Annotated in this window: 18 protein-coding genes, 1 tRNA gene and 1 pseudogene; 13 read left to right on the top strand and 7 right to left on the bottom strand. The window is 60.0% G+C overall.

The annotated features are described in order from the left end of the window. A partial coding sequence (locus ACERK3_17015) for a hypothetical protein (GenBank protein MFA9479982.1) occupies positions 1–126 on the bottom strand: 126 nt, incomplete at its 3' end. 27 nt (positions 127–153) lie between these two features. Between ACERK3_17015 and ACERK3_17010 the strand changes: the two are divergent. Further along, a pseudogene (locus tag ACERK3_17010) lies at positions 154–528 on the top strand (integrase core domain-containing protein). Between the two features lie 208 nt (positions 529–736). Here ACERK3_17010 and ACERK3_17005 read toward each other — a convergent pair. Further along, the gene (locus ACERK3_17005; protein MFA9479981.1) at positions 737–3,295 is read right to left on the bottom strand and encodes a PQQ-binding-like beta-propeller repeat protein; all 2,559 of its coding nucleotides are present in this window, start codon (positions 3,293–3,295) and stop codon (positions 737–739) included. Between the two features lie 325 nt (positions 3,296–3,620). Continuing rightward, positions 3,621–4,496 (bottom strand): LamG-like jellyroll fold domain-containing protein, encoded by an 876-nt coding sequence (locus tag ACERK3_17000; protein ID MFA9479980.1) that lies wholly within the window; start codon positions 4,494–4,496, stop codon positions 3,621–3,623. 193 nt (positions 4,497–4,689) lie between these two features. Here ACERK3_17000 and ACERK3_16995 point away from each other — a divergent pair, with 193 nt between their 5' ends. The 4 genes from ACERK3_16995 (at position 4,690) to ACERK3_16980 (ending at position 12,147) form a co-directional block, all read left to right on the top strand. After that, positions 4,690–7,518 (top strand): DUF4838 domain-containing protein, encoded by a 2,829-nt coding sequence (locus ACERK3_16995; GenBank protein ID MFA9479979.1) that lies wholly within the window; start codon positions 4,690–4,692, stop codon positions 7,516–7,518. Positions 7,519–7,571: 53 nt separating this feature from the next. Then, positions 7,572–8,609 carry a LacI family DNA-binding transcriptional regulator gene (locus ACERK3_16990; GenBank protein ID MFA9479978.1) on the top strand — a complete coding sequence of 346 codons (1,038 nt, stop codon included), beginning with the start codon at positions 7,572–7,574 and terminating at the stop codon, positions 8,607–8,609. A gap of 112 nt (positions 8,610–8,721) precedes the next feature. Further along, positions 8,722–9,438: a type II secretion system protein gene (locus ACERK3_16985; GenBank protein ID MFA9479977.1), complete on the top strand. Its 717-nt coding sequence runs from the start codon at positions 8,722–8,724 to the stop codon at positions 9,436–9,438. Between the two features lie 234 nt (positions 9,439–9,672). Then, entirely contained in the window at positions 9,673–12,147 is a 2,475-nt protein-coding gene (locus ACERK3_16980) for a glycoside hydrolase family 2 TIM barrel-domain containing protein (GenBank protein ID MFA9479976.1), read from the top strand. A 177-nt stretch (positions 12,148–12,324) separates the two neighbouring features. Here the strand turns inward: ACERK3_16980 and ACERK3_16975 are convergent, their stop codons facing one another. The 3 genes from ACERK3_16975 to ACERK3_16965 form a co-directional block, all read right to left on the bottom strand. Continuing rightward, entirely contained in the window at positions 12,325–13,500 is a 1,176-nt protein-coding gene (locus ACERK3_16975) for a tyrosine-type recombinase/integrase (protein ID MFA9479975.1), read from the bottom strand. Beyond that, positions 13,497–13,841 (bottom strand): hypothetical protein, encoded by a 345-nt coding sequence (locus tag ACERK3_16970; protein ID MFA9479974.1) that lies wholly within the window; start codon positions 13,839–13,841, stop codon positions 13,497–13,499. The genes ACERK3_16975 and ACERK3_16970 overlap by 4 nt, the downstream gene beginning before the upstream one ends. A gap of 219 nt (positions 13,842–14,060) precedes the next feature. Continuing rightward, a tRNA-Ser gene (locus tag ACERK3_16965) sits at positions 14,061–14,155 on the bottom strand. Between the two features lie 540 nt (positions 14,156–14,695). On the opposite strand from ACERK3_16965, the gene ACERK3_16960 reads away from it, so the two are divergent. Genes ACERK3_16960 through ACERK3_16950 form a run of 3 tightly spaced genes read left to right on the top strand, consistent with a single transcriptional unit; the run spans position 14,696 to position 15,577 of the window. Then, a complete protein-coding gene (locus tag ACERK3_16960; GenBank protein MFA9479973.1) occupies positions 14,696–15,019 on the top strand; it encodes a hypothetical protein in 324 nt (107 codons plus the stop codon). 42 nt (positions 15,020–15,061) lie between these two features. Beyond that, positions 15,062–15,352: a hypothetical protein gene (locus ACERK3_16955; protein MFA9479972.1), complete on the top strand. Its 291-nt coding sequence runs from the start codon at positions 15,062–15,064 to the stop codon at positions 15,350–15,352. 9 nt (positions 15,353–15,361) lie between these two features. After that, positions 15,362–15,577 carry a helix-turn-helix domain-containing protein gene (locus ACERK3_16950; GenBank protein MFA9479971.1) on the top strand — a complete coding sequence of 72 codons (216 nt, stop codon included), beginning with the start codon at positions 15,362–15,364 and terminating at the stop codon, positions 15,575–15,577. Between the two features lie 5 nt (positions 15,578–15,582). On the opposite strand, the gene ACERK3_16945 is transcribed toward ACERK3_16950, so the two are convergent. Further along, complete coding sequence (locus ACERK3_16945; protein ID MFA9479970.1) at positions 15,583–15,792, bottom strand: helix-turn-helix transcriptional regulator; 210 nt, start codon at positions 15,790–15,792, stop codon at positions 15,583–15,585. Positions 15,793–15,933: 141 nt separating this feature from the next. Here ACERK3_16945 and ACERK3_16940 point away from each other — a divergent pair, with 141 nt between their 5' ends. The 5 genes from ACERK3_16940 to ACERK3_16920 all read left to right on the top strand — a co-directional run bounded on the left by ACERK3_16940 (position 15,934) and on the right by ACERK3_16920 (position 19,244). Next, a complete protein-coding gene (locus tag ACERK3_16940; GenBank protein ID MFA9479969.1) occupies positions 15,934–16,743 on the top strand; it encodes a hypothetical protein in 810 nt (269 codons plus the stop codon). A 52-nt stretch (positions 16,744–16,795) separates the two neighbouring features. Next, the gene (locus ACERK3_16935; protein ID MFA9479968.1) at positions 16,796–17,014 is read left to right on the top strand and encodes a hypothetical protein; all 219 of its coding nucleotides are present in this window, start codon (positions 16,796–16,798) and stop codon (positions 17,012–17,014) included. A 423-nt stretch (positions 17,015–17,437) separates the two neighbouring features. Then, positions 17,438–18,730, top strand: a complete 1,293-nt coding sequence (locus ACERK3_16930; protein ID MFA9479967.1) for a hypothetical protein — start codon at positions 17,438–17,440, stop codon at positions 18,728–18,730. Next, positions 18,727–18,945: a hypothetical protein gene (locus ACERK3_16925; protein ID MFA9479966.1), complete on the top strand. Its 219-nt coding sequence runs from the start codon at positions 18,727–18,729 to the stop codon at positions 18,943–18,945. Before ACERK3_16930 ends, ACERK3_16925 begins: the two co-directional genes overlap by 4 nt. Before the next feature lie 2 nt (positions 18,946–18,947). Then, the gene (locus ACERK3_16920) at positions 18,948–19,244 is read left to right on the top strand and encodes a helix-turn-helix transcriptional regulator (GenBank protein MFA9479965.1); all 297 of its coding nucleotides are present in this window, start codon (positions 18,948–18,950) and stop codon (positions 19,242–19,244) included. Positions 19,245–19,305 lie beyond the last annotated feature (61 nt).

Genomic DNA, 19,305 nt, shown 5'->3' with positions numbered 1-19,305 from the left:
TTCCGCCTTGTCCACCGGCACCGACTCACCTGTGATCGGCGACTGGTCAACGCTGGACTCACCGCTAATCACCACTGCATCGGCGGGCACCTGTTCATCGGCGGCGATGCGGATGCGGTCGCCCACCGCCAGTTGCTCCACTGGCACGAGTTGCTCGAGCGGGTTGCAGCGGAGCACGGCACGCCCGAGGCGATTCAGGTCGACAACGGGCCCGAATTTATCTCGCGTGATCTGGATCTGTGGGCTTACTGCAGCAAGGTGAATCTGGACTTCAGTCGGCCGGGCAAGCCGACGGACAACGCCACGATCGAGTCGTTCAACGCACGCTTCCGCCAGGAATGCCTGAACAGCCACTGGTTCTTGAGCTTGGCCGATGCACGGGAGAAGATCGAAGCGTGGCGGGAGGATTACAACCAGCAGCGGCCGCACAGCAGCCTGGGCAACATGGCCCCGGCGGTGTTCGCCGCGCGGCATGGGCCGGAGGCTTCGGCTGCGCCTACGCCTCCGGCCCATGCCGAGGTACCATGACCAAGGAGCGTCAAAGCTCGCATCTGAGGTGGACCAAGGACGGGGGCAGGACCATATTGCGAAATCCTCGCATATTTCCTGGACTGGTTATTCGGGGGCAGGTCACGGGTGGCCGCCGAAAGGCCGGCCCCTACGACGACCAATCGATCCGGTTCAAGCGAAATCTCAAACTTCAGGCTTGAGGGCTGCCTTACGGAAAACATTAACTTCACTCGCCTCGCTTTACCATCGCATAAAGCACTCCATTACGTCCAGCGACATATATCATGTTCCCTGCAACCGCCGGCCCCGCATCTACAGATGTGCCCAAGTCATACGACCACGCGTATTGCTTGTTTTTAAGGTCAAAGGCAATCAATCTGCCGGTACGGGTGACAAAGAACAATTGCCCATTAACGGCTGCTGGTGTTCCTGTGACAAGGCCGTAGAGACTGTTCTCAAGGTGAGCACCACTGGTCAGATCTCTGGACATGAGGTAATCGCTTTCAGACAGCCCGCGCGCAAAACTTTCACGCCAACGAATCTGCCCGGTGGCGGCATCAATGGCTACGACGCTGTCGTAATCGATCGCATACATGATGCCATCAGCCACCACAGGCGGACTGAAACTCTTGCCACGATGCTGCAAATCCGTGTGCCACAAAATGTCCCCGTCCTCCAGGTTGATCGCAACTGCCTGATGTGGCTCCCAGCGGCCAGCATGACGCGCAAGCAGGTAGACGGTTTCATCCACAACAACCGGCGTGCCCCCCAGCGCTCCTTCAAAGCTCGTTTCCCATTGAATATCGCCCGACGCGGCATCAATGGCTTGCAGGATATTGTCAATACTGGCAAGTACCCGGTCGCCAGCGACAACAGGTGAGGGCGGCCCCCATCCACGCCACCCGCTACGGTCGACGTGACGCCAGACTGGTTCGCCACTATCAAGATTCAACCGGCTGTAGATCGGCCCACCGCCTGCAATGATGTCTCCATCGCCGAGGAGGGCAGGTGAACTGCGATGAAACACCTGTGAAGATGGGCCGGTCGAAACCATGCCCTGGTCAATCCATTGCAGTTGACCTCGCTCCCGGTCCAGCACGACGACGCGGCCATCGTCCGCCTGCGCCACCACGAGGCCGTTGCTGACGGAAGGGGTGGTTCGAATAGAACCACCTTTCATCGCATACTGCCAGCGTTCGCTACCTGTCACAGCATCTACAGCGACAAGAACGGGATTCACACGATCCACTTCGGTGAATTGCTCGACCCCTACGTAAACCACATCGTCATACACGACCGGAGCGCTCACGCCGAAACTGCCGCCGACGCTGTAAGCCCAAGCGACCTCAATCGGGGGGGCCTCCCCATGTTTTGGCAAGAAGTCAGCCATGCGGTCAAGCTGAGGCGTCGGTCGTGCGCTGGCGTCGGCGACGGACCGAAGTGTGTTGACCGAAGGCCAAGCATGACCCGCTTCGTCTTCGACGTCGATCGTCAGAAAAACTGTCTCCGGCCATGCCGCATCAGGGTGAATCTCCGCTCGCCAAAGATAAGCATTCTCCTGCGTCAAAGAAACGGTGTGCAATTTGTTCCCCGCAACACCGGCATCAAACACGCTGGCACGGACAGTTCTCACCGGCGTTGAAGTATCGTAAGCATTTACCAGGATGCTCTGCGCGAGCTCGCGAAAAAGTTTGCCATCTGTGGCAGGCGAAATCAGCGACAGATCGCGGGCGTGACCCACCGGTCGCTGTTCGATCTCAATGTCGCCGGTGGGATGAGCCGTGACAATATTGAATGCAGGTCGCGTAAAATCGCGAATATATGGCGTTCCCGAAGTCGTCATATAAGAAGCAATCCCATCATGCTCGGTCATCCGGTTCATATGGTAGTGCCCCATGAACACGCCCACGACGTTGTGTTCTTTGAATAGCGAAGCAAACTCGTTATGCTTCGCTCGCACACCATCCCAGTGATGCATGTACGCAACCACATGATGGTCGCTGCCTATCTTCTCAAGCAGTGTCTTTGACCATTCGTAAGCTTCAACGACATCATCTCCCCATGGAAGGGCGATGAACAGATAATTGTGGTAAGTGAAAGCGTAATAGACCGGCGAAAAGAGCCGTTCGTATGTGTACGCCCGGTGCGGCCCCGCGTCGGGCCGGTCATGGTTGCCAATGCTTGGCAAGTGGGGCATTTTATAACGAAGGCTGTTTTGCCTCGCGATCTCCATCCGATCAACGGTGTCCAGCGACAGGTCGCCGGTTTCCATGATAAATCTGGGCTGGTCCGGAATCCGATTAATCGCTTCAATAAATTCGTTTCGGACGCGACTTGATCGATATTCGCTGCCGAGGTGCACATCACTCAGGTAGACGAAGGTGAAAGATTCGTCAGGGGAGTGTTCGAGGGGGGCAAGCTCGAAATCTGCCGTGAGATCGGCCGACGAATCTTCTGGACGCAGCTGATGCATCGCGGAGATCGGCTTATAGCCAGAAGGATTGATAAGGGTGACCCATCGTGCGGCGGCGTGCAGCTTGAGTTCGAATCGGCCGTCTTGGTCCGTTTGAGTAAAAGAGTAGCCATCGGAAACGATGACGTTTTCGATCGGATCTCCCTGGCCTGCGACGAGCACACTTCCTGTGGCTACCTGCGCATCAGACGATTCGGCGTACATTAAGGTCGTTGTACTCAAAATGATAATCACAGCTAAAAGGATGAACAGTTTCCCAGCGTGCAAGCGATGCAGGATTTGATCGCCAATAATACTGTCTATTCGCTTCATGTCATAGCTCTCACTCATTTCGCGACACAAATGCCTGGTCACGAGCCGTATGCAGATCCAGATGGTTGAGCGTCTCAGTATCGAGACTTGCGATCAACACCCCGGTTTGATTGTCTGAGTGCGTGAACGCACAATCCGGGAATGCAACAACCCTGGCTCCCACCAGGGTTGTTACGCTGTCTGTCAATTTAGTTTGCCGCGCCCACACGCAATCCCTACCTTCACGCTGGTCATGCAAAGTGATCCTATATCGGCTTCCGATCAACAAAACCCCATGGCAGCAGGTAGATAGCAAGAGATTGACGGAGGGTCATTGCCTGGCCGTTTATACGCGTGCCGTTTGTCCGCACCGACGAAGCAGCATCAGCGAGCCACCGAGGCCAAGCAGCGCCATACTTGCCGGCTCGGGCACGATCATCAGTTGGCTTTCATCGAGAAGGCCGCTCGTGACGCGAACTTCATCGACCAGGCCGTGCCAGCGGGAGTTGGAAGAGGTTGTCAGTCGGCCGATGACAAAAGGGTCCCCGCCGATCGTATTGAGAATTTCCAAGCCGCTGGCGATCGTAACAGTCTGGAGCTCGCCATCGGTGGTGAGATTTTTGAGATAGACGGTGGCTTCGCCGTTTTCGCCATCCAGTGCCACGCCGATGTAATAATCCTGGCCGGCAGTCATGGTCAGACCAGTGTTGGTGACGGATGTGTTGGTGCCGGCGCTGCTGGTGACGATAAGGACATTGCCCGTACCTGCTTCAGCACCAACCGCCCACCGCCGGTCGCTTCCACCGCCCCATTGGCCGGCGAGGTAGTAGTTATTCGTACTGACGGTAATGCTCTCGATATTGGCAAAGGCCTCGAAGGTGAAAACATTGAGGCTGCGCAAGTCTGCACTGTCTACACCGGTGGAGCTGGACAGATAGCCCGTATCAGCCGTCGGCGACAAGATGCGTGCCGCCGCTTCGTTCGAGGTGCCGGTCTGCGGGATGGTGGTGGGGAATGCCGAGCCGGGCCCGGTTTCCGGGAGTTCATAATAGCTGACGGTTCCCGACTGGCTCAGATTCGGCCCGACGGTGGCCTGGCCGAGGTCTGAGCTGTTCTCAAAGCGCCAGTGGCCGATGACGTCGGCCTGGGCCGTATTGACGCCGGCGAATGTCAGCGCCATCGCAACCACGCCCGTTTTGGCAATCGTTCGACTGAAGCTCATGTCACTTCTCTCCTTGTTGAATTGATCGCAGAGTTGATTCCGCATCGGCCCGAGCGTCGCACTGCAAGGCGAGGCCTGCCGAATCCTTGAACACATGCGATGCAGATTACACGACGCCTGCCCGTTGTCAATAGAAAAACCAGTTAATGTTCAAAAATCAAAATTTTTTTCGTTGACAAAGCGGAAATATGGCGTGTATCATGGCGAAAAGATATTATTCAATTTATGTTTGATACACTGTTTTGCCAAGAGTGAGGTCGCAATGGATGCCTGCATGTTCGGTGAATTTCGCGTGTGCCGATGGCTGGTGTTGGGGGTCTGCATGAGCCTCATGGTCGCGTCGGCTTCGCTTGGAGAAGAGGCTGGCGAGGTGGTGCTGGTTGAGCCGGGCAAGGCATTGCCCGTCATCGTGATTCCCCAAGACGCGCCGCCGCACACGGCTGAGGCGGCGGAAGAGTTGGCCCATTACCTCAGTAGGATCGTCGGGGCGGATGAGATTGTCGTCACCGACGAAATTCCTAACGGTTCGGCTGGGGCGACGATCTGGGTTGGTCACCGGCCGGAGGTTGAAGATGTGTTCGGGGCCGAGCCGTTCGCATTTGAGAGGCCGGAGGCTTTCGTGGTCATGGCTCAGCCGGGGCATGTGGCTATTGTTGGGCGTGATGCGGTCGTCGGCCGTGCGCAGGTGGAAAGCGGCACTGCCAATGGTGTGTACACCTTCCTGCAGAAGCATCTTGGCGTTCGTTGGCTTTGGCCGGGTGAACTGGGGGAAGACGTGCCATCGCGCGAGCGTGTTGCGTTTGAGTCGTTCGTATATGAATACCATCCGCAACTGCGTCAACGGCTACTTCGCTTGACAACCAACCGTGCGGGCCACGTTTCGGTCTTGGGGCGGACAGAGGTGGATCGGCCGATTCCGGATCTGGAAGCTATTGCGAAGCGCAAGGACGAGGAGGTATCGCGATGGCAGCGAGTCCAACGTCTGGCGCATGGCTCGTTCAACATGCGTGCGCAACACGCGTTTCAGGATTGGTGGAGCCGCTACCAGGCGGACAACCCGGACTTTTTCGCGCTGCAGCCGGATGGTGGCCGGGGGCGCAATATTGCGACAGGCTGGAGCACGCCGGGGCAGCATATCAAGCTGTGCGTGTCGAATCCGCGTGTCTGGGATCAGTGGTTGGTTGAGGTGGAGCGAGATCTGGCGAATCGTCCGCATCTGACGGTGTTCAGCGGCTCGCCGAATGACGGTACGTCGAATGGATACTGTGTATGCGAAGATTGTCGCGCCTGGGACCCGGACTCCGGGCCGACGGTGGAGTTGCGATGGGACGGGCACGAGGAGGAGCATGTCGCGTTGACGGACCGCTATGTTCGGTTCTGGAACAAGTTGGCGCGTGGTCTGCGTGATCGCTACGGAGATCGTGACATGTACGTTGGCGCCTGGGCGTACGCTGCCTATCGTACGCCGCCGGTCGAGACGGCTTTGGAGCCGAATGTCGCCATCGGCTTTGTGGGGAATCTGCCGGCGTCACCGACGGCGCAGCGGGAGCAAGACAAGGAGAACTGGCGGCAATGGGCGGAGATGGCTGAAAAAATGGTCTGGCGTCCCAATCTTGGGCATGCCGCGGCTGGATTGGGGTACTGGGGATTGCCGTTGCTTTACACGGCTCGGGCGGGTGAAGATTTTGCTTTCCTGGCCGACCATAACATGATGGGCCTGGACGTTGACAGTGTTTACCATCACTGGTCAACGCAAGGGCCGCAATACTACGTGCTGGCGCAGCTCGCCTGGGATCCGCGTGCGGATGTGCAGGCTCTTCTGGACGATTATTACGAACGAGGTTTCGGTTCAGCGGCGTCGTCCATCCAAGCTTATTTCGACCTGTTTGAACGGGTGCAGTACGAAGTGTTTGAGGCGGGTGCCGGCTTGTCGCGCGAGGCGCATATTGAAAAGATCGTGCCGGAATTTTACACCGCGGAACTGCTTGAAGAAGCGGACGCATTGCTGCGAGTTGCAGAGGCGCAGGTGCAGGATGGGCACGAAATCCTTCGCGATCGCGTCGCTTTCATACGCACAGGCTTCGAACTGATCGAGGCACAGGTGGAACTGATGGCGAAGATGACTGCCATCCGAGAGGGCGCTTCACCTGCGATCGCGGTGGACGCATTCCAACGAACGCAACAACTGTTTGAAAATAATTTCGACAATTTCGCGCTGGGCTACCTCCAGTACATGAACTTCAAGCAGTACCGTCGTCTGCAGCGTTACCTCGGGCCACCCATTCCCGAGATGCAGCAAACGAATATGATCCCACTGTCTGCAGACTCGGCAGGCATCAAAGATCCGGAGCAACTGGTGGTGCGGCGGCGCGCTACATTCATGGTGTATGCCGACGGTGGTGAGCGTGTCACGTTGGAGCTTGAAAACAGGCAGCTGAGCGACTACGACGAAGCCCTTACGTTCGTGGTCCAAGGGCCCAATGGTGCGTTGGTAGAGGACGGTTCGATAAACGTCGGCAGGCGTCAGGTCGTGACATTCACCGCCCCATCACGCGGAACATATCGAGTGCATTGCGAAGCGGGCCGGAATCGAATCGGCTTCCGCACCACAAACCGGGCGGTAATGTTGATGGAAGAAGGCGTCCGTGCGCGTCTGAGCGGTGATGAGCAGGTGTTGTACTTCTGGGTGCCGGAGGACATCGACTCATTTGAAGTTTATGTGAGCGGACGAGGTGAGCGGTCCTTGGCACGGGCGGAGTTGCTTGACCCGCAAGGAAGCGTTCAAGCAGAGGTTGACAACATCGATGGCGACGGCCACTCATTTCAAATGAAAATGGCGGATTCGCTTCGCCCTGGACTGTGGACGCTTAAGGTCGGACCTGGTTCGAAACGCCGAGCACAGGATATATTTGTGCGATTGGGAGGGACATTGCCTCAGGTCTTCGCGGTCGAGCCAAAGGGGATGCTCCTTCCCGAAGAGTTTGGGAAAGACTGGGACGCGGGCGATCCGTCAGTGCAATAAACGGCAAACGTTGGATGCCGCCCGTACAAGGTTCGTAATGATCGGAGTGACGCATGGCCACGATTCGTGATGTAGCTCGGAAAGCGAATGTCTCTACCGGAACGGTATCCATGTACCTCAACGGTCGGGACGGAATCAGCGAAAGTAAGCGTAAGCAGATCGAAAAGGCGATTCGCAAGCTTGGCTACCAGGCACGAAAGCGAGGGCGTCCTCGTGCCGTGCAACAGACCCAATCGCGAAACATCGCTTTCATGCTCTTCGGCACTAACCTGGATTCGCTCGGTGATATCCATGCGTTGAAGCGGCAATTTATCGTGGGCATACGTGATGCATTGATGATGCGTCAGGTGCATCTGAGCCTTTTCCTTGATGGACGACCGATCCAAGAGGACGATCTTTTCCAAGATATGGTGGAGCACGGTCAGTTCGACGGCGTGATCATTACCGGCGCAGATCCCGAAGAAAGCGATCTTGAGTGGCTGAGGGCAATGCAAGTCCCTGTGATCCTGCTGAATCGGCCGACGGCGGATCGAGACATCAGTTTTGTCACGATCGATAACGAAAGCGCTTCGGCAAAAGTTGCGGATCACTTTTACGGGCAGGGGCATCGCCGTATGGCCATTGTCGATCATGCCGGCACGTATGCATGGATCCGTGGTCGGCGTGAGGGTTTTCTAAATCGTGTTCGCGAACTTGATGCAGAACTCGTGGCGAAGGAACGGCTTGATCCTGACGGCCCTGCATCAACATGTCATGAAGTATGTGACAACATCATAAAAAGCGGGGCGACTGCCGTGTTCGTGGTCAATGATGGGATGGCGGTCAAGTGCATTGATACCTGGCATGAGCAAGGATTAGAAATTCCTCGCGACCTCTCTGTCGTTGGTTTTGACGACTTGGGATATCGTTCGCAAAACGACTTGCGTCTAAGTTCGGTGACATACGACAAGCAGGCCATCGGCGAGTATGCCGTTCAAATGCTGATGGAGAAGATTGATCGTCCCAATATCGTCATGTCGATGGGCATGCATCTGCAGGGCGAAATCGTTGACTATGACACCACCAGCCAGCCACCCAAGACGGCGCGGTGACGCCTGGCATCACCCCTTTCTGGATTGACTACATATGTGCAATGAAGGGTCACAATTCCCGATGCGTCTGACACCTCTTGCTCCCGGGGCGAATAAACCTTTTGATAGGAGTATGGCGATGATGCCCCGTAAAGGATTTACGCTGATCGAGCTTCTGGTTGTAATCAGCATTATCGCGATTTTAGTCGCGTTGCTATTGCCTGCCTTGAGAAGTGCGCGTCAGGCCGCGCGGACGACAGCCTGCGCCTCGAATATGCGGCAGTTGGTTCTCGCCTACAACGTTTATGTGAATGACTCTGGCGATTGGGTGTATCCGATGGGCCGGCGAGATGGCTGGCGTGAAGAAATCTGGCATCCCTTGCTGGACACGGTTCTCGGCCATATAGGCTCCGAAAGTGCGGTCCAAACTCATGGCGGTGAATGGGAGATGCTGGAATCACAAGTCTGGCGTTGCCCGGAGAACTGGGCGGAAACCTCCGGCTTTGTCTCTGGAGCTCAGACAAAGGTCGCTGCGGGTAGATCAGGAATCGTGGGGTCGCGACTTCTGCGGACGAAAGATGGACGGTTACGACGTCAACAGGAAGTTACGGCGAGTTTCAGCCAAACCGCCCACATGATGGAATCCAGCAGACTTCATTATTATGAAACCGGGTCTTCCACCTATAACTTCAACTGGAATCACCTGCCAACCCGCGGCTATTTCGGGCACAATGGTGGTCAGAATGTCGTCTTTCTCGATGGTCATATTGAACATGTACGCGCAGAACACCCCATGTTTTCTGGCATCTGGGTAAATCGTCATCCGTGGTTGACAGGCGAGAGGCCATAGCGTGCTCGGCCTGGTACTGCTCCGGGCCGACATGGGCCAGCGGCTCGTGAATACCTTTGGGTTGTAGCGTAAATGTTCGGCATGCGATCTTCCGTGGCTGGTGTGCTGGCATGGGTGGGGCGGCAATCAGCGGCCACGAGGCCGTGGATGTTACTATATACATTTCTCGCCGGTTAATGACCGGCGGGTTGCGAAGCACACTGGCCCACTGCATAAAGGATAGTATTGATATATATGCATACACAGCGACTCACCGATGGATGGACGCACTACCGGGGCACGCTCGGAGGCCCTTGGGAAGTCTGGCGTGAGCGGGTGTACGGCAACCACTTCAATGTACCCTGGCATGCTGTCACGTTGCCGCATTGCTTTAACGCATCGGACGGCGTCGATCCCGACACCACCTACTACCAGGGGCCGGGCTGGTACGCCACTGAACTGACCGGGGCGAATCCTTATCCGGGCGGGCGGACGTTGCTGCACTTTGAAGGGGCGGGTCAGCGGACTGACGTGTATGTCTATACACGCCTCGCGGGGTCACACCTCGGCGGGTACGACGAGTTCACCATCGATCTGACGGACCACCTGGAATATTGCCGGGCGGCGTTGGGCGGAACGGGCGTGCCGATTGCCATTCAATGCGACAACAGCCGCGACTTGGAAACGATCCCGTCTGACACGGCGGACTTTTGTCTCTACGGCGGGCTGTATCGCGATGTGAACCTCGTCCACGTGCCGGCCATCTCATTGCAGCATGTCCATGTGGCCAGCGAGTTGACCGACAGCCAAAGCGCGACGGTTCAGGTCAGCGTTCGTCTTTACAACCCGAACCAGTTCAGCGATGCGGTGAGCTTTGACGTGATTCTCCGTGACCCGTCGGGGCAGGTGGTCCGCCAAGCCGAGGTGCAGGCTGAGGCGTTCGCGGGTGAACAGGCGATCGCTTCGTTCATGTTGGATGAGCCGAGCGTGTGGTCGCCTGATCGGCCGGCGCTGTACGAATGCACCGTGCAACTTGCGTCGCCCCACGGACGGACCGAATGCACCGAGCGGTTCGGCGTGCGGCAGTTCAGCTTCGAGCCGAACGGCCCGTTCTACCTGAACGGCGAGCGGCTTCTGCTGCGCGGCACGCACCGTCACGAAGATCACGCGGGCGTCGGCGCTGCCATGACCGAAGCGATGACCCGTCGCGAGATGCAGTTGATCAAGGACATGGGCGCCAACTTCGTTCGGCTGGGCCATTACCAGCAGTCCCGCATCGTGCTTGACCTGTGCGACGAGTTGGGTTTGCTGGTGTACGAAGAAATCCCCTGGTGCCGTGGCGGAGTCGGCGGACAAGCGTATCGCCAGCAGTGTCGCGACATGCTCACCGCGATGATCGAGCAGCACAAGAACCACCCCAGCGTCATCATCTGGGGCCTGGGCAATGAAAACGACTGGCCGGCGGACTTTGAATCATTCGACGAGCAACAGATTCGCGCGTTCATGATTGAGTTGCATGAACTCGCCCATCAGTTGGACCCTTCGAGGGTGACAGGCATCCGCCGCTGCGAGTTCTGCAAGGATGTGGTTGATGTGTACTCGCCATCGATCTGGGCGGGGTGGTATCGCGGCACTTACCCGGAGTACAAGCAGTACTTGAACGAAGCGGTGCAGCAGACGCCGCGTTTTCTGCATCTGGAATGGGGCGGCGACAGCATCGCGGGCAGGCATGCGGAAGAGCTTTACAGCGGCCTTGATGTCATTCCCACCGGTCAGGGGGCGGATGAACGTGATGGTGATTACAAGCTCACCGGCGGCCCGCCGCGCGTTTCGCTGCTGGGCGACTGGTCTGAAAGCTACATTTGCGAGCTTGTGGATTGGCACTTGGGCGTTCAGGAATCAATGCCTTCGCTGACGGGGGCGGTGCAGTGGACGTTTAAGGATTTCGCCACACCCGTTCGGCCGGACAACCCTTTGCCTTATATCAACACGAAGGGTGTGGTGGAGCGCGACCTGACGCCCAAGGAAGCGTACTACGTGTTCCAGTCCCATTGGGCGACATCGCCGATGGTTCATATCCACAGCCACCACGCGCCGGTGCGCTGGGGCGAGCCGGGCGAATTGAAAACGGTGCGGGTCTATTCCAATTGCGATTCGGTCGAACTGTTTCTCAACGGCGAATCGCAGGGGCTTCGTCAGCGCGATCCGCAAGCCTTCCCCGCGGCGGGCCTGCAATGGAAGATGGCGTTCGAGGCGGGCGTCAACCGCCTGGAGGCAGTGGCGTACGCCGACGGTGAGCGACTGGTCGATCAACTCGATTTCGAGTACCAGACGCAGCGATGGCAGTCGCCGACGCACTTGCGGCTGAGCACAGGCCCGCGCGAGGATGGCCGGGTGTTTGTCAGCGTTCGCGCCTATGACGCGTCGGGCGTGCGATGCCTGGATGCGCACCACGTGGTGCAGTTTACGTTGGCTGGGCACGGCCGACTGCTTGACAATCTGGGGACGGTAAGGGGCAGTCGTCGTCTTCAACTCTCCAATGGCCGAGCGGAGATTGAGGTGGAGACTGACCCGCAAGGCCCAACGATCATCTGTGTCACCAGCGAGGGATTGCAGGGCGACTCATGCGAGTTGCGTCATCCTGCGAACGCCCGCCCTCAGCGCCAACCTGCATCAACCCCACAGCATGCCGTCAGCCAGGCAAGCTCTTCTGATCGCGGAATCTTGTGATCAGTACGAACGGCGTGTTGGCGGCCCCCATCGGTCTGGGTGCGATCAGCCTCCCTCAGCCAGCGTGGCGACGATCCAGCAGTAGGGCCAATGCAGCCCGCTCTCCTGCAACGACAGGGTGCCTTTCAGGTTCAACAGGCGCGAGGGGCCGAAATGGTAACGCTGCGTCCAATCGGCTCATTGACCTTCCGATGGTGGTTTCGAAGGCGGTTGGATGGGATAGACGATGGCCTGCATCGCTTCGCCGGCAACGTCGTCGAACATCGTGTAGTAGATGTCCAGAATCTTGGAATCCGAATGGCCCAGCCACGTCAGCGCGTACTTGTAGGCGACGTTGGATCGAGCGCACATCGAGGCAAACACGTGCCGGAACGTGTGCAATTTGTACTGGTCCGGATGGTCGAACCCGCACCGTTTGCACAGCCGCTTGAGGGACAGCAACAGCCGTCGTTCGCTGATCGGGCCGCCGCCGGCCGGATGCTTGGGGGAAGGGCGCGCCGTAAAGACTCGTTCGAACTTGCGATCAACGGTGGCCAGGTAAGGTTTAAGGGCCGGGTTGAGCGGGACGCGACGCACCCTGCGGTTTTTCGTGGTGCCGGCCGAGCCACCGCGCCGGATCACCACCACGCCATGCTCACCGGCATCGAAGAGGATGTCGGACCAGCGGAGTTCACGCACCTCGCCGATGCGCAGGCCCAGGTAGGCCATGGTGGCGTAGATGCCGGCCTCATGCGGGTCCGCCTCCCGCAGCAAGATGGACACTTGGTCAGGCGTGAAGCAGGGCTGCTCGGTCGGGGCAGGTTCGCTGAGGCTGACGCCAACCAGCGGGTTCTCAGCCAGCAGCTTTTGCTTGTGCGCCCACTTGAACGCTTGCTTGATCAGGATGAGCCGGTCGTAGCGCGTCTTTTCGCTGGACCCGTTTTCCGCCAGCCACCGGTTGTAGCGCCAGAAATCGCTGGCGGTGAATCCGGTGGCCGATCGCCGGCCGACCGTGGTCGACCACGTCACCAGCGACAGCAGCCCGGCTTCGTACTTCTGAACCGTCTTCGGCGCCCGGCCTTCGCCCCGCTTGAGGTCGATGTATTTCTCCTGCATCTCTGCCATCGAGAGCGTGTACTTCTTCGGTTTCACCTCACCAGTTCGAATCCGCTCACAGATCGAAAAGGCCTTCCGCAGCGCCGCATCCTTCCGGCGTGTCTGGAGCGCTTCATAATGATGCTTGCCTTCGTAGGACCACTGGGCGGTCCACGTGTTGCTGACATACCGGCTGCCATCGGCCCGGCGGTAGACGCGCTGACCGATGGTGATGCGCGGCACCGTCCCTTCACAAGCATGCCGATTGGCCAGCTTCATCGCTTGGGCGTCTCCGTGATGTCGGGGGGTGTGGCCTTCGGCTCCTCCTTGAAGGGTTTGGCCGACCGGCGGGGTGAGGTGGCGTTGTGAGCAATCTCCAGCACGAACCGGTCGCGCCAGAACCGCAGGGGTCGACCACGGATCGCGCTGTCGAGGAACCGGCCCTGGCTGACAATCTTTTTAAGCGAGCCTGGCGTGTAGTGTGACAGGGCGGCTGCCTGGGGCAGTGACAGGATCGGTGGGTACTGATCGGCCAGCGGAGCAAGAGCGATCTGCACCTCTTCCATGGTGAGCGGGCCGGAGGGTGGGAACGACGACGATTGGGGGGGTGTTTGCTTCATGACGTTGTTTTCGTCCGGAGCGCGCAGACACCGCCCGTGACCCACCAAATTGCGGTGAAGATTTCCTGGGAAGATCGAGATGTGTGGGGGCTGCCGAGCCGGCAAACAGCCACTCAGCCGCTTTGGGGACCAATTGGGGACAGTGGGGTCCCGCGGGGGGCGGTGGGGCGCAATAAAAATGGCTCGTAGACGCTTTTGCGTGCATACGAGCCATTTAAGCGGAGAGGGGGGGATTCGAACCCCCGGTAGTGCAAAGCACTACACCGGTTTTCGAAACCGTTCGCGTAGTGACGTAACCGCCGGCGACGCCCCCCGTTGTGATGATGCCCCGCCAGAATGTCGGCCATCTTGTCGGGATTCGGCCGCGATCGCCGAGGCGGTGGCCTGCCTGCCTGAGCATGAACGCGCCGCCATCGTCGCCCACGTCGAGGCGCTGGCCTGCCTGTCGCCGGCGAAGCGGGCCGCAATCCTGACACTGACAAGCAGCGAGTAGACCGATCACCACCGGCCGACGCCGGGGAGCTATCCGCATGAATGCACCGCCCACGATCCAACACAAGCCCCGCTGCGGCTTCCGGCTGCAACGGCGAGCATTGACCACCGCCAGCAGCGGCAGGGCTGAGCGTGGCAGCAGGCCAAGGGGCGGGGGCGGTGCAGGGGATAGGGGGCCAAAAATCGCGAAAAATCGGGTCGGCTGGATACCGACCGTTAAGTAACGCGTGTTTTTCAGGAGGTTTTGAAGCTGTTTTTATGAAGAATCGCAAGTAGTGCTGTCCGCGTGGGCAGCCGATCCAAATGCCCCGCCGGCGTGCGACCGCTGGCAGGGCGAGCCATCACCGAAGGGAGTAACTTCGATGACGACACTGACCACACATCATACCGCCACCACACGGAGCACCGGCGGCGACGTACGCGCATCGCTTCGCGAGGCGGTGCAGGCCATCACCCGCGAGGCTGAGGCCCACGGCTGGACGATTCGCCGCGTGTACCGATCCCGCTGCAAGCGTTCGCACTATGTCAAGCTGCAACACGCCGACGCCGGCAAGCTGACGGTGAGGGCCAGCGATCACACGCCGACGCGTCCAGTCGAGGGCAAAGCCCGGATGCTTCTGCACATCATCGGCGTGCGGGGATCACTCGCCAACGTCCTGCAATACCTGGCCCGCCCCGCTGCGTGAGCGGCAGGCCACCGATCGCCACCAACAACGGAGAATCAGACCATGGCGAAGAATCAGAAAACGAAGCAGACGCCGGCCACAGTGCACGGCGTGAAGGTGCGGCCGGGTATGTTCGTGCATGCTTGGACCGATGACGAGGGCGGTGTCGCCTGGGGCGGCATCGTGGTGCATGTAGAACGGGATGGATGCTTGATTCGCAGCTTGACCGCCGAGGAATTGCCAGATGGGGCGATGGTGATGGACGGCGACGGCTCGGCGTTCTTCGCGACCTGGGCGAGCGTCTTCGTGCAGGCCGTGGGGCCGGCTGACGCGAGCCGTGGCCAGCCACGATAGCATGCTGCCATGGTGCCTACGCTCGTCAACAACACGCCCCCGGATGAATGGTTGACCACGACCGAGGTCGCCAAGCGGCTCGGTTGTCACCGCAACACCGCGCGGCACATGGCCGACGCCGGCGCGTTCCCCAACGCGATCAAGCTGCGGCGTGACTGGCGCGTGCCTGCGGCCGATGTGGAGGCGTACATTCAGCAGCAGCGAGCCGAAAGGTCACGCGAGTAGGGAGGTCACTTTGTGCGAATACTCTTCAGCCAGTCATCAAGATCATCGGAGTGCCAGCGCTTACCCCGGCCCCGTTTTCCTTCGATGGCCGGCTGGGGGAAGTCGTACATCCCCATTTCGGCCCATCGGATGACCGTAGGGACCGAATAGCCGACGATCTTCGCGACTTCTTTGGAAGACAGCAGCCGCGGGGTTGGCTGTTTGGGCTTGGGCATGATGAGCAGAATAGCGGAGTGTCAATTGGTAGACTGAACGAACGCGGGTAGCTGCCGGCCAGCAGCGTACGACGTCGGCGACGCAATCCACCAGCCCGGAGCGCGTCGCCGGCGTTGGCCCGGTTTTTAAGGGGCTGGAACATGTCAACAGAGCAACGCGCGGCGGATTGCCGGAAGCTGGCAGAGCAGGCGATTGCCTGGCTTGAGCAGTTCATCGACGGCATCACCACCAACCCCCACGACGCGGCCGGCGAAGCGATCGGCCTGCACGCTCGCCAGATCGCCGAGCACGGCCGGCCACGATTAGCGAGGGCATGGCGGATGCAGACCGAGGCCGGCCGGCGTGGGCCTGCACCAGGCGAAGCGCCGCCGGCTCATGCCGAGGCATTGCCCGGCCTGCTCGACGACTTCGAGCGTGAGTACCTTGGCCCGCTGTTGAAGGCTGCCCGGCGGCAGGACCGGCAAGGCGTCGCCGGCGAGATTGAAGAGCACCAGGCGGCGCTTGTCGCGGCCGTGGGGCAAGCCATGCTTGGCGACTGGCGGGCTGCCGGCTTTGAGCCGTGGAAGCTGGTGCAGGGCGAGGCCCGGCGGTTCGCTGACGAGTTGGGCGAGATCGCGGCCGAAGCGTGGCCCGCCCCTGTGTCCGGTGCAGGTGCCAAGCCGGCGACGGCCGATGGCGACGAAGCCGCGAGCCAGCAGCAGGCGCTCACACGGTCGCAACGGCTGGCACTGCAAGCCCTGGCTCGCTTCGATGCGGCAGACTTGGCTACGCTCGAAGCGGTGGCCGATCGTTCCCGCGAGGTCGAACCATCAGGCATATCGAGGCGGACGGCTGGCGACGCGATCAAGCGCCTTGTGACGTTGGGGCTTGCCGAGCGGCCCGAACACGAACGGCAGGGCGCGAGGCTGACCCTTGCAGGCCGGCGGCTCGCGTCAAAACTTGCGCCTTGATTGCCGCATAGCTTCGCCCTATCTGCTGAACCGTGCCTGATGATATTCAGGCATGGAGAGCAACCAACACAACCGGCGACTGATTCCGCTGAACACAGCGGCCCGCGCCCTGCGGGTGCCGTTCCGATGGCTTCGTGCTGAGGCCGAGGCGAAGCGAGTTCCGGCCCTGCGGGCGGGCGACCGTTTTGTATGCGACCTACAAGCCGTCGAGGCCGCGCTACTCGAACGCGCTCAACAGGCCACCGCCGGCGAGGGGGTGCGCGTTGGCTGACCTGTTCAATATCTCCGACCTGGCCCGTACGCTCGGCGTTGCGACTCACCAGATCCACTACGCCACACGAACCCGCGCTATCAGGCCGGCCAGTCGCACGACGCGGGGCCGGGTCTGGTCGCGTGCTCAACTTCCGCGCATCGCCAACGCACTGCGTAGCACATCACGCTCACGGCGGCGGGGCATTCCGCTCGCCGGCCTGCTCCACGAAACAAGGTAACGATCATGGCAAAGAGAATCGGCAGCTTATCGGTAACGCTCGGCTTGAACAGCCGGCCTTTTACGTCCGGCATGCAGCGGGCCGGAGCAGCAACCCGCCGGCTGGTGGGCGGTGTGGCGCGTGCGGGTGTGCAGATCGCCAAGTACGGCGCTATCGCCGGTGGCGTCGCTGCGGGGATCACCGCCGCCATCGTCAAGCAGCAGATGACCGCGATCGACGCCACGGCGAAGTATGCCGACCAGCTCGGTATCAACATCGAGAAATTACAGGCCTACCGCCATGCGGCGAACCTCGCCGGCGTGGGACAATCGCAATTCGACAGCTCATTGCAGCGGATGCAGCGGAACATCGGCGACGCGGCGAGGGGGATCGGCAGTGCCGGCGGTGCGATCGATGACCTTAGATTAGACGTCCGCCGCCTGGCCCGCATGTCGCCTGATGAGCAGTTCGCCGAGATCGCTGAAGCCATCGCCGGCGTTGAAAATCATTCCATCAAGGCTTCAGCCGCTTACCAGATTTTCGGGCGGGCCGGCATTGACATGCTCAACGTGCTCAACCAGGGCAAGGCGGGACTGTCGGCGGCGTCGGCCGAGGTCGATCGGTTCGGCGGTGCTGTGAACCGTGTCGATGCGGCGAAGGTTGAGCTTGCCAATGATGCGTTCACGCGGCTTGGATTGAGAGTAAAGCTTGCTTCTCAGTCGTTCGCCGTTCAGTTCATGCCGTGGATCGAAGCTGCGGTAAGCGAGCTGACTGAATTTGGAACAGAGGGGAAAGACGCGGGGGAACACGTTGCCGATGCTATGGAAACTGCGGCAAAAGGCGTTGCTGTTGTGAGCGATGGCCTGCTCATCGGCGTGGCGGCGTGGGGAGCTTGGAGGCTGGGGGCCACTACCGCGACAGAGGCGGCAGTAACCGGCCTGCGGGCGGCTGAGCGGGGGCTCAACCTGGCATCGGGCGCTATGGGCCGGGAGGTTAAAACCAGTTCGATGGTTGACTTCTTCGCCAAGCTGCTGGGGATGGACAGCGCCAGCAACATGAAGCGGGCGACAGACGCGGTAAGCGACATCAATAAAGCGCTGGAGGATTTCAAAGGCGGTAAAGCATCAAGTGCCGTGATGGAAATCTTTGACGGCATTCGGGCCGACGCAGAAAAGCGGGCGCAGTACATCGCCGACGCGGCTGACGAGCGGGCGGCGCAGAGCCGGGCGTCTGCCGACTTCCTGAACAGCTTAAAAGCCGAGGCCGATGACGCCCGCTCGCTACGTGCGAAGCCGTTACAGGTCGACATGGGGCCGCTGTCGCTGACTGAGGTTGGATCGGCCGAGTCGCATCGTATGGCGTTCGCAGCGATGGCCGACAGTATCCGGGCTGGCGTGCCCGACGAGCAGAAACAACAGCTCGAAGAGCAGCGCAAGGGCAATACGCTGCTGACTGATATGGGGCGAAGCCTCAGAGCGATGGCCGATCAACTTCGCGTCGTGGGAATTGGGCAATGAGCACCGACGACACCGGCGTACAGCCGAATATCTGCGGCGGGCCGGCAGACGCGGGGCACCTGCCCCCGCCGACCCATCCTGCACGGCATTACCTGATGCTCACCAGCTACGGGCCGACCGGCCCAAAGCCGAGCGGATGCACCTGCTACTGGTGGAGCGACCAGCAAAAGCGATGGCTTTATCAGGGCGAATTCAAGGGCGAGAACGCGAGGTAGCCATGAGCAACACGACAACGAACACGATCGAAGCAGCGACGCCGGCCGAGGGCCTGGCGGATCTGTTGAGGCGGGCCACCAGCTTCACGCCGGCACTACTCGACGCCGAGCAGGCCGCGGCTTACTGCGGCGTGAGCCGTTCGCACTTCCTGAGCATGGACCAAGGCGGCAGGCTCGGGCCGCAGAAGGTGAAGCTTGGCAGCAGTTCGCGGTGGAGTCGTGCCGAGCTGGAAGCGTGGGCGGCGGCAGGCTGCCCCGTTCGCGTGGAGTGGGCAGCGATGAAGGAAGCAGACCGTTAACCAGTGCATCGCCGGCCGCGCGTCGCGGCTGGTGGCCTGCACCAGGTCAATAAAAAGGCCG

The organism is Phycisphaerales bacterium AB-hyl4, assembly GCA_041821185.1.
In the GTDB taxonomy this organism is placed as follows: Bacteria; Planctomycetota; Phycisphaerae; order Phycisphaerales; family Phycisphaeraceae; genus Natronomicrosphaera; species Natronomicrosphaera hydrolytica.
Note: the sequence above shows the minus strand (reverse complement) of the source record. Positions and strands in the feature narration are given on the sequence as shown.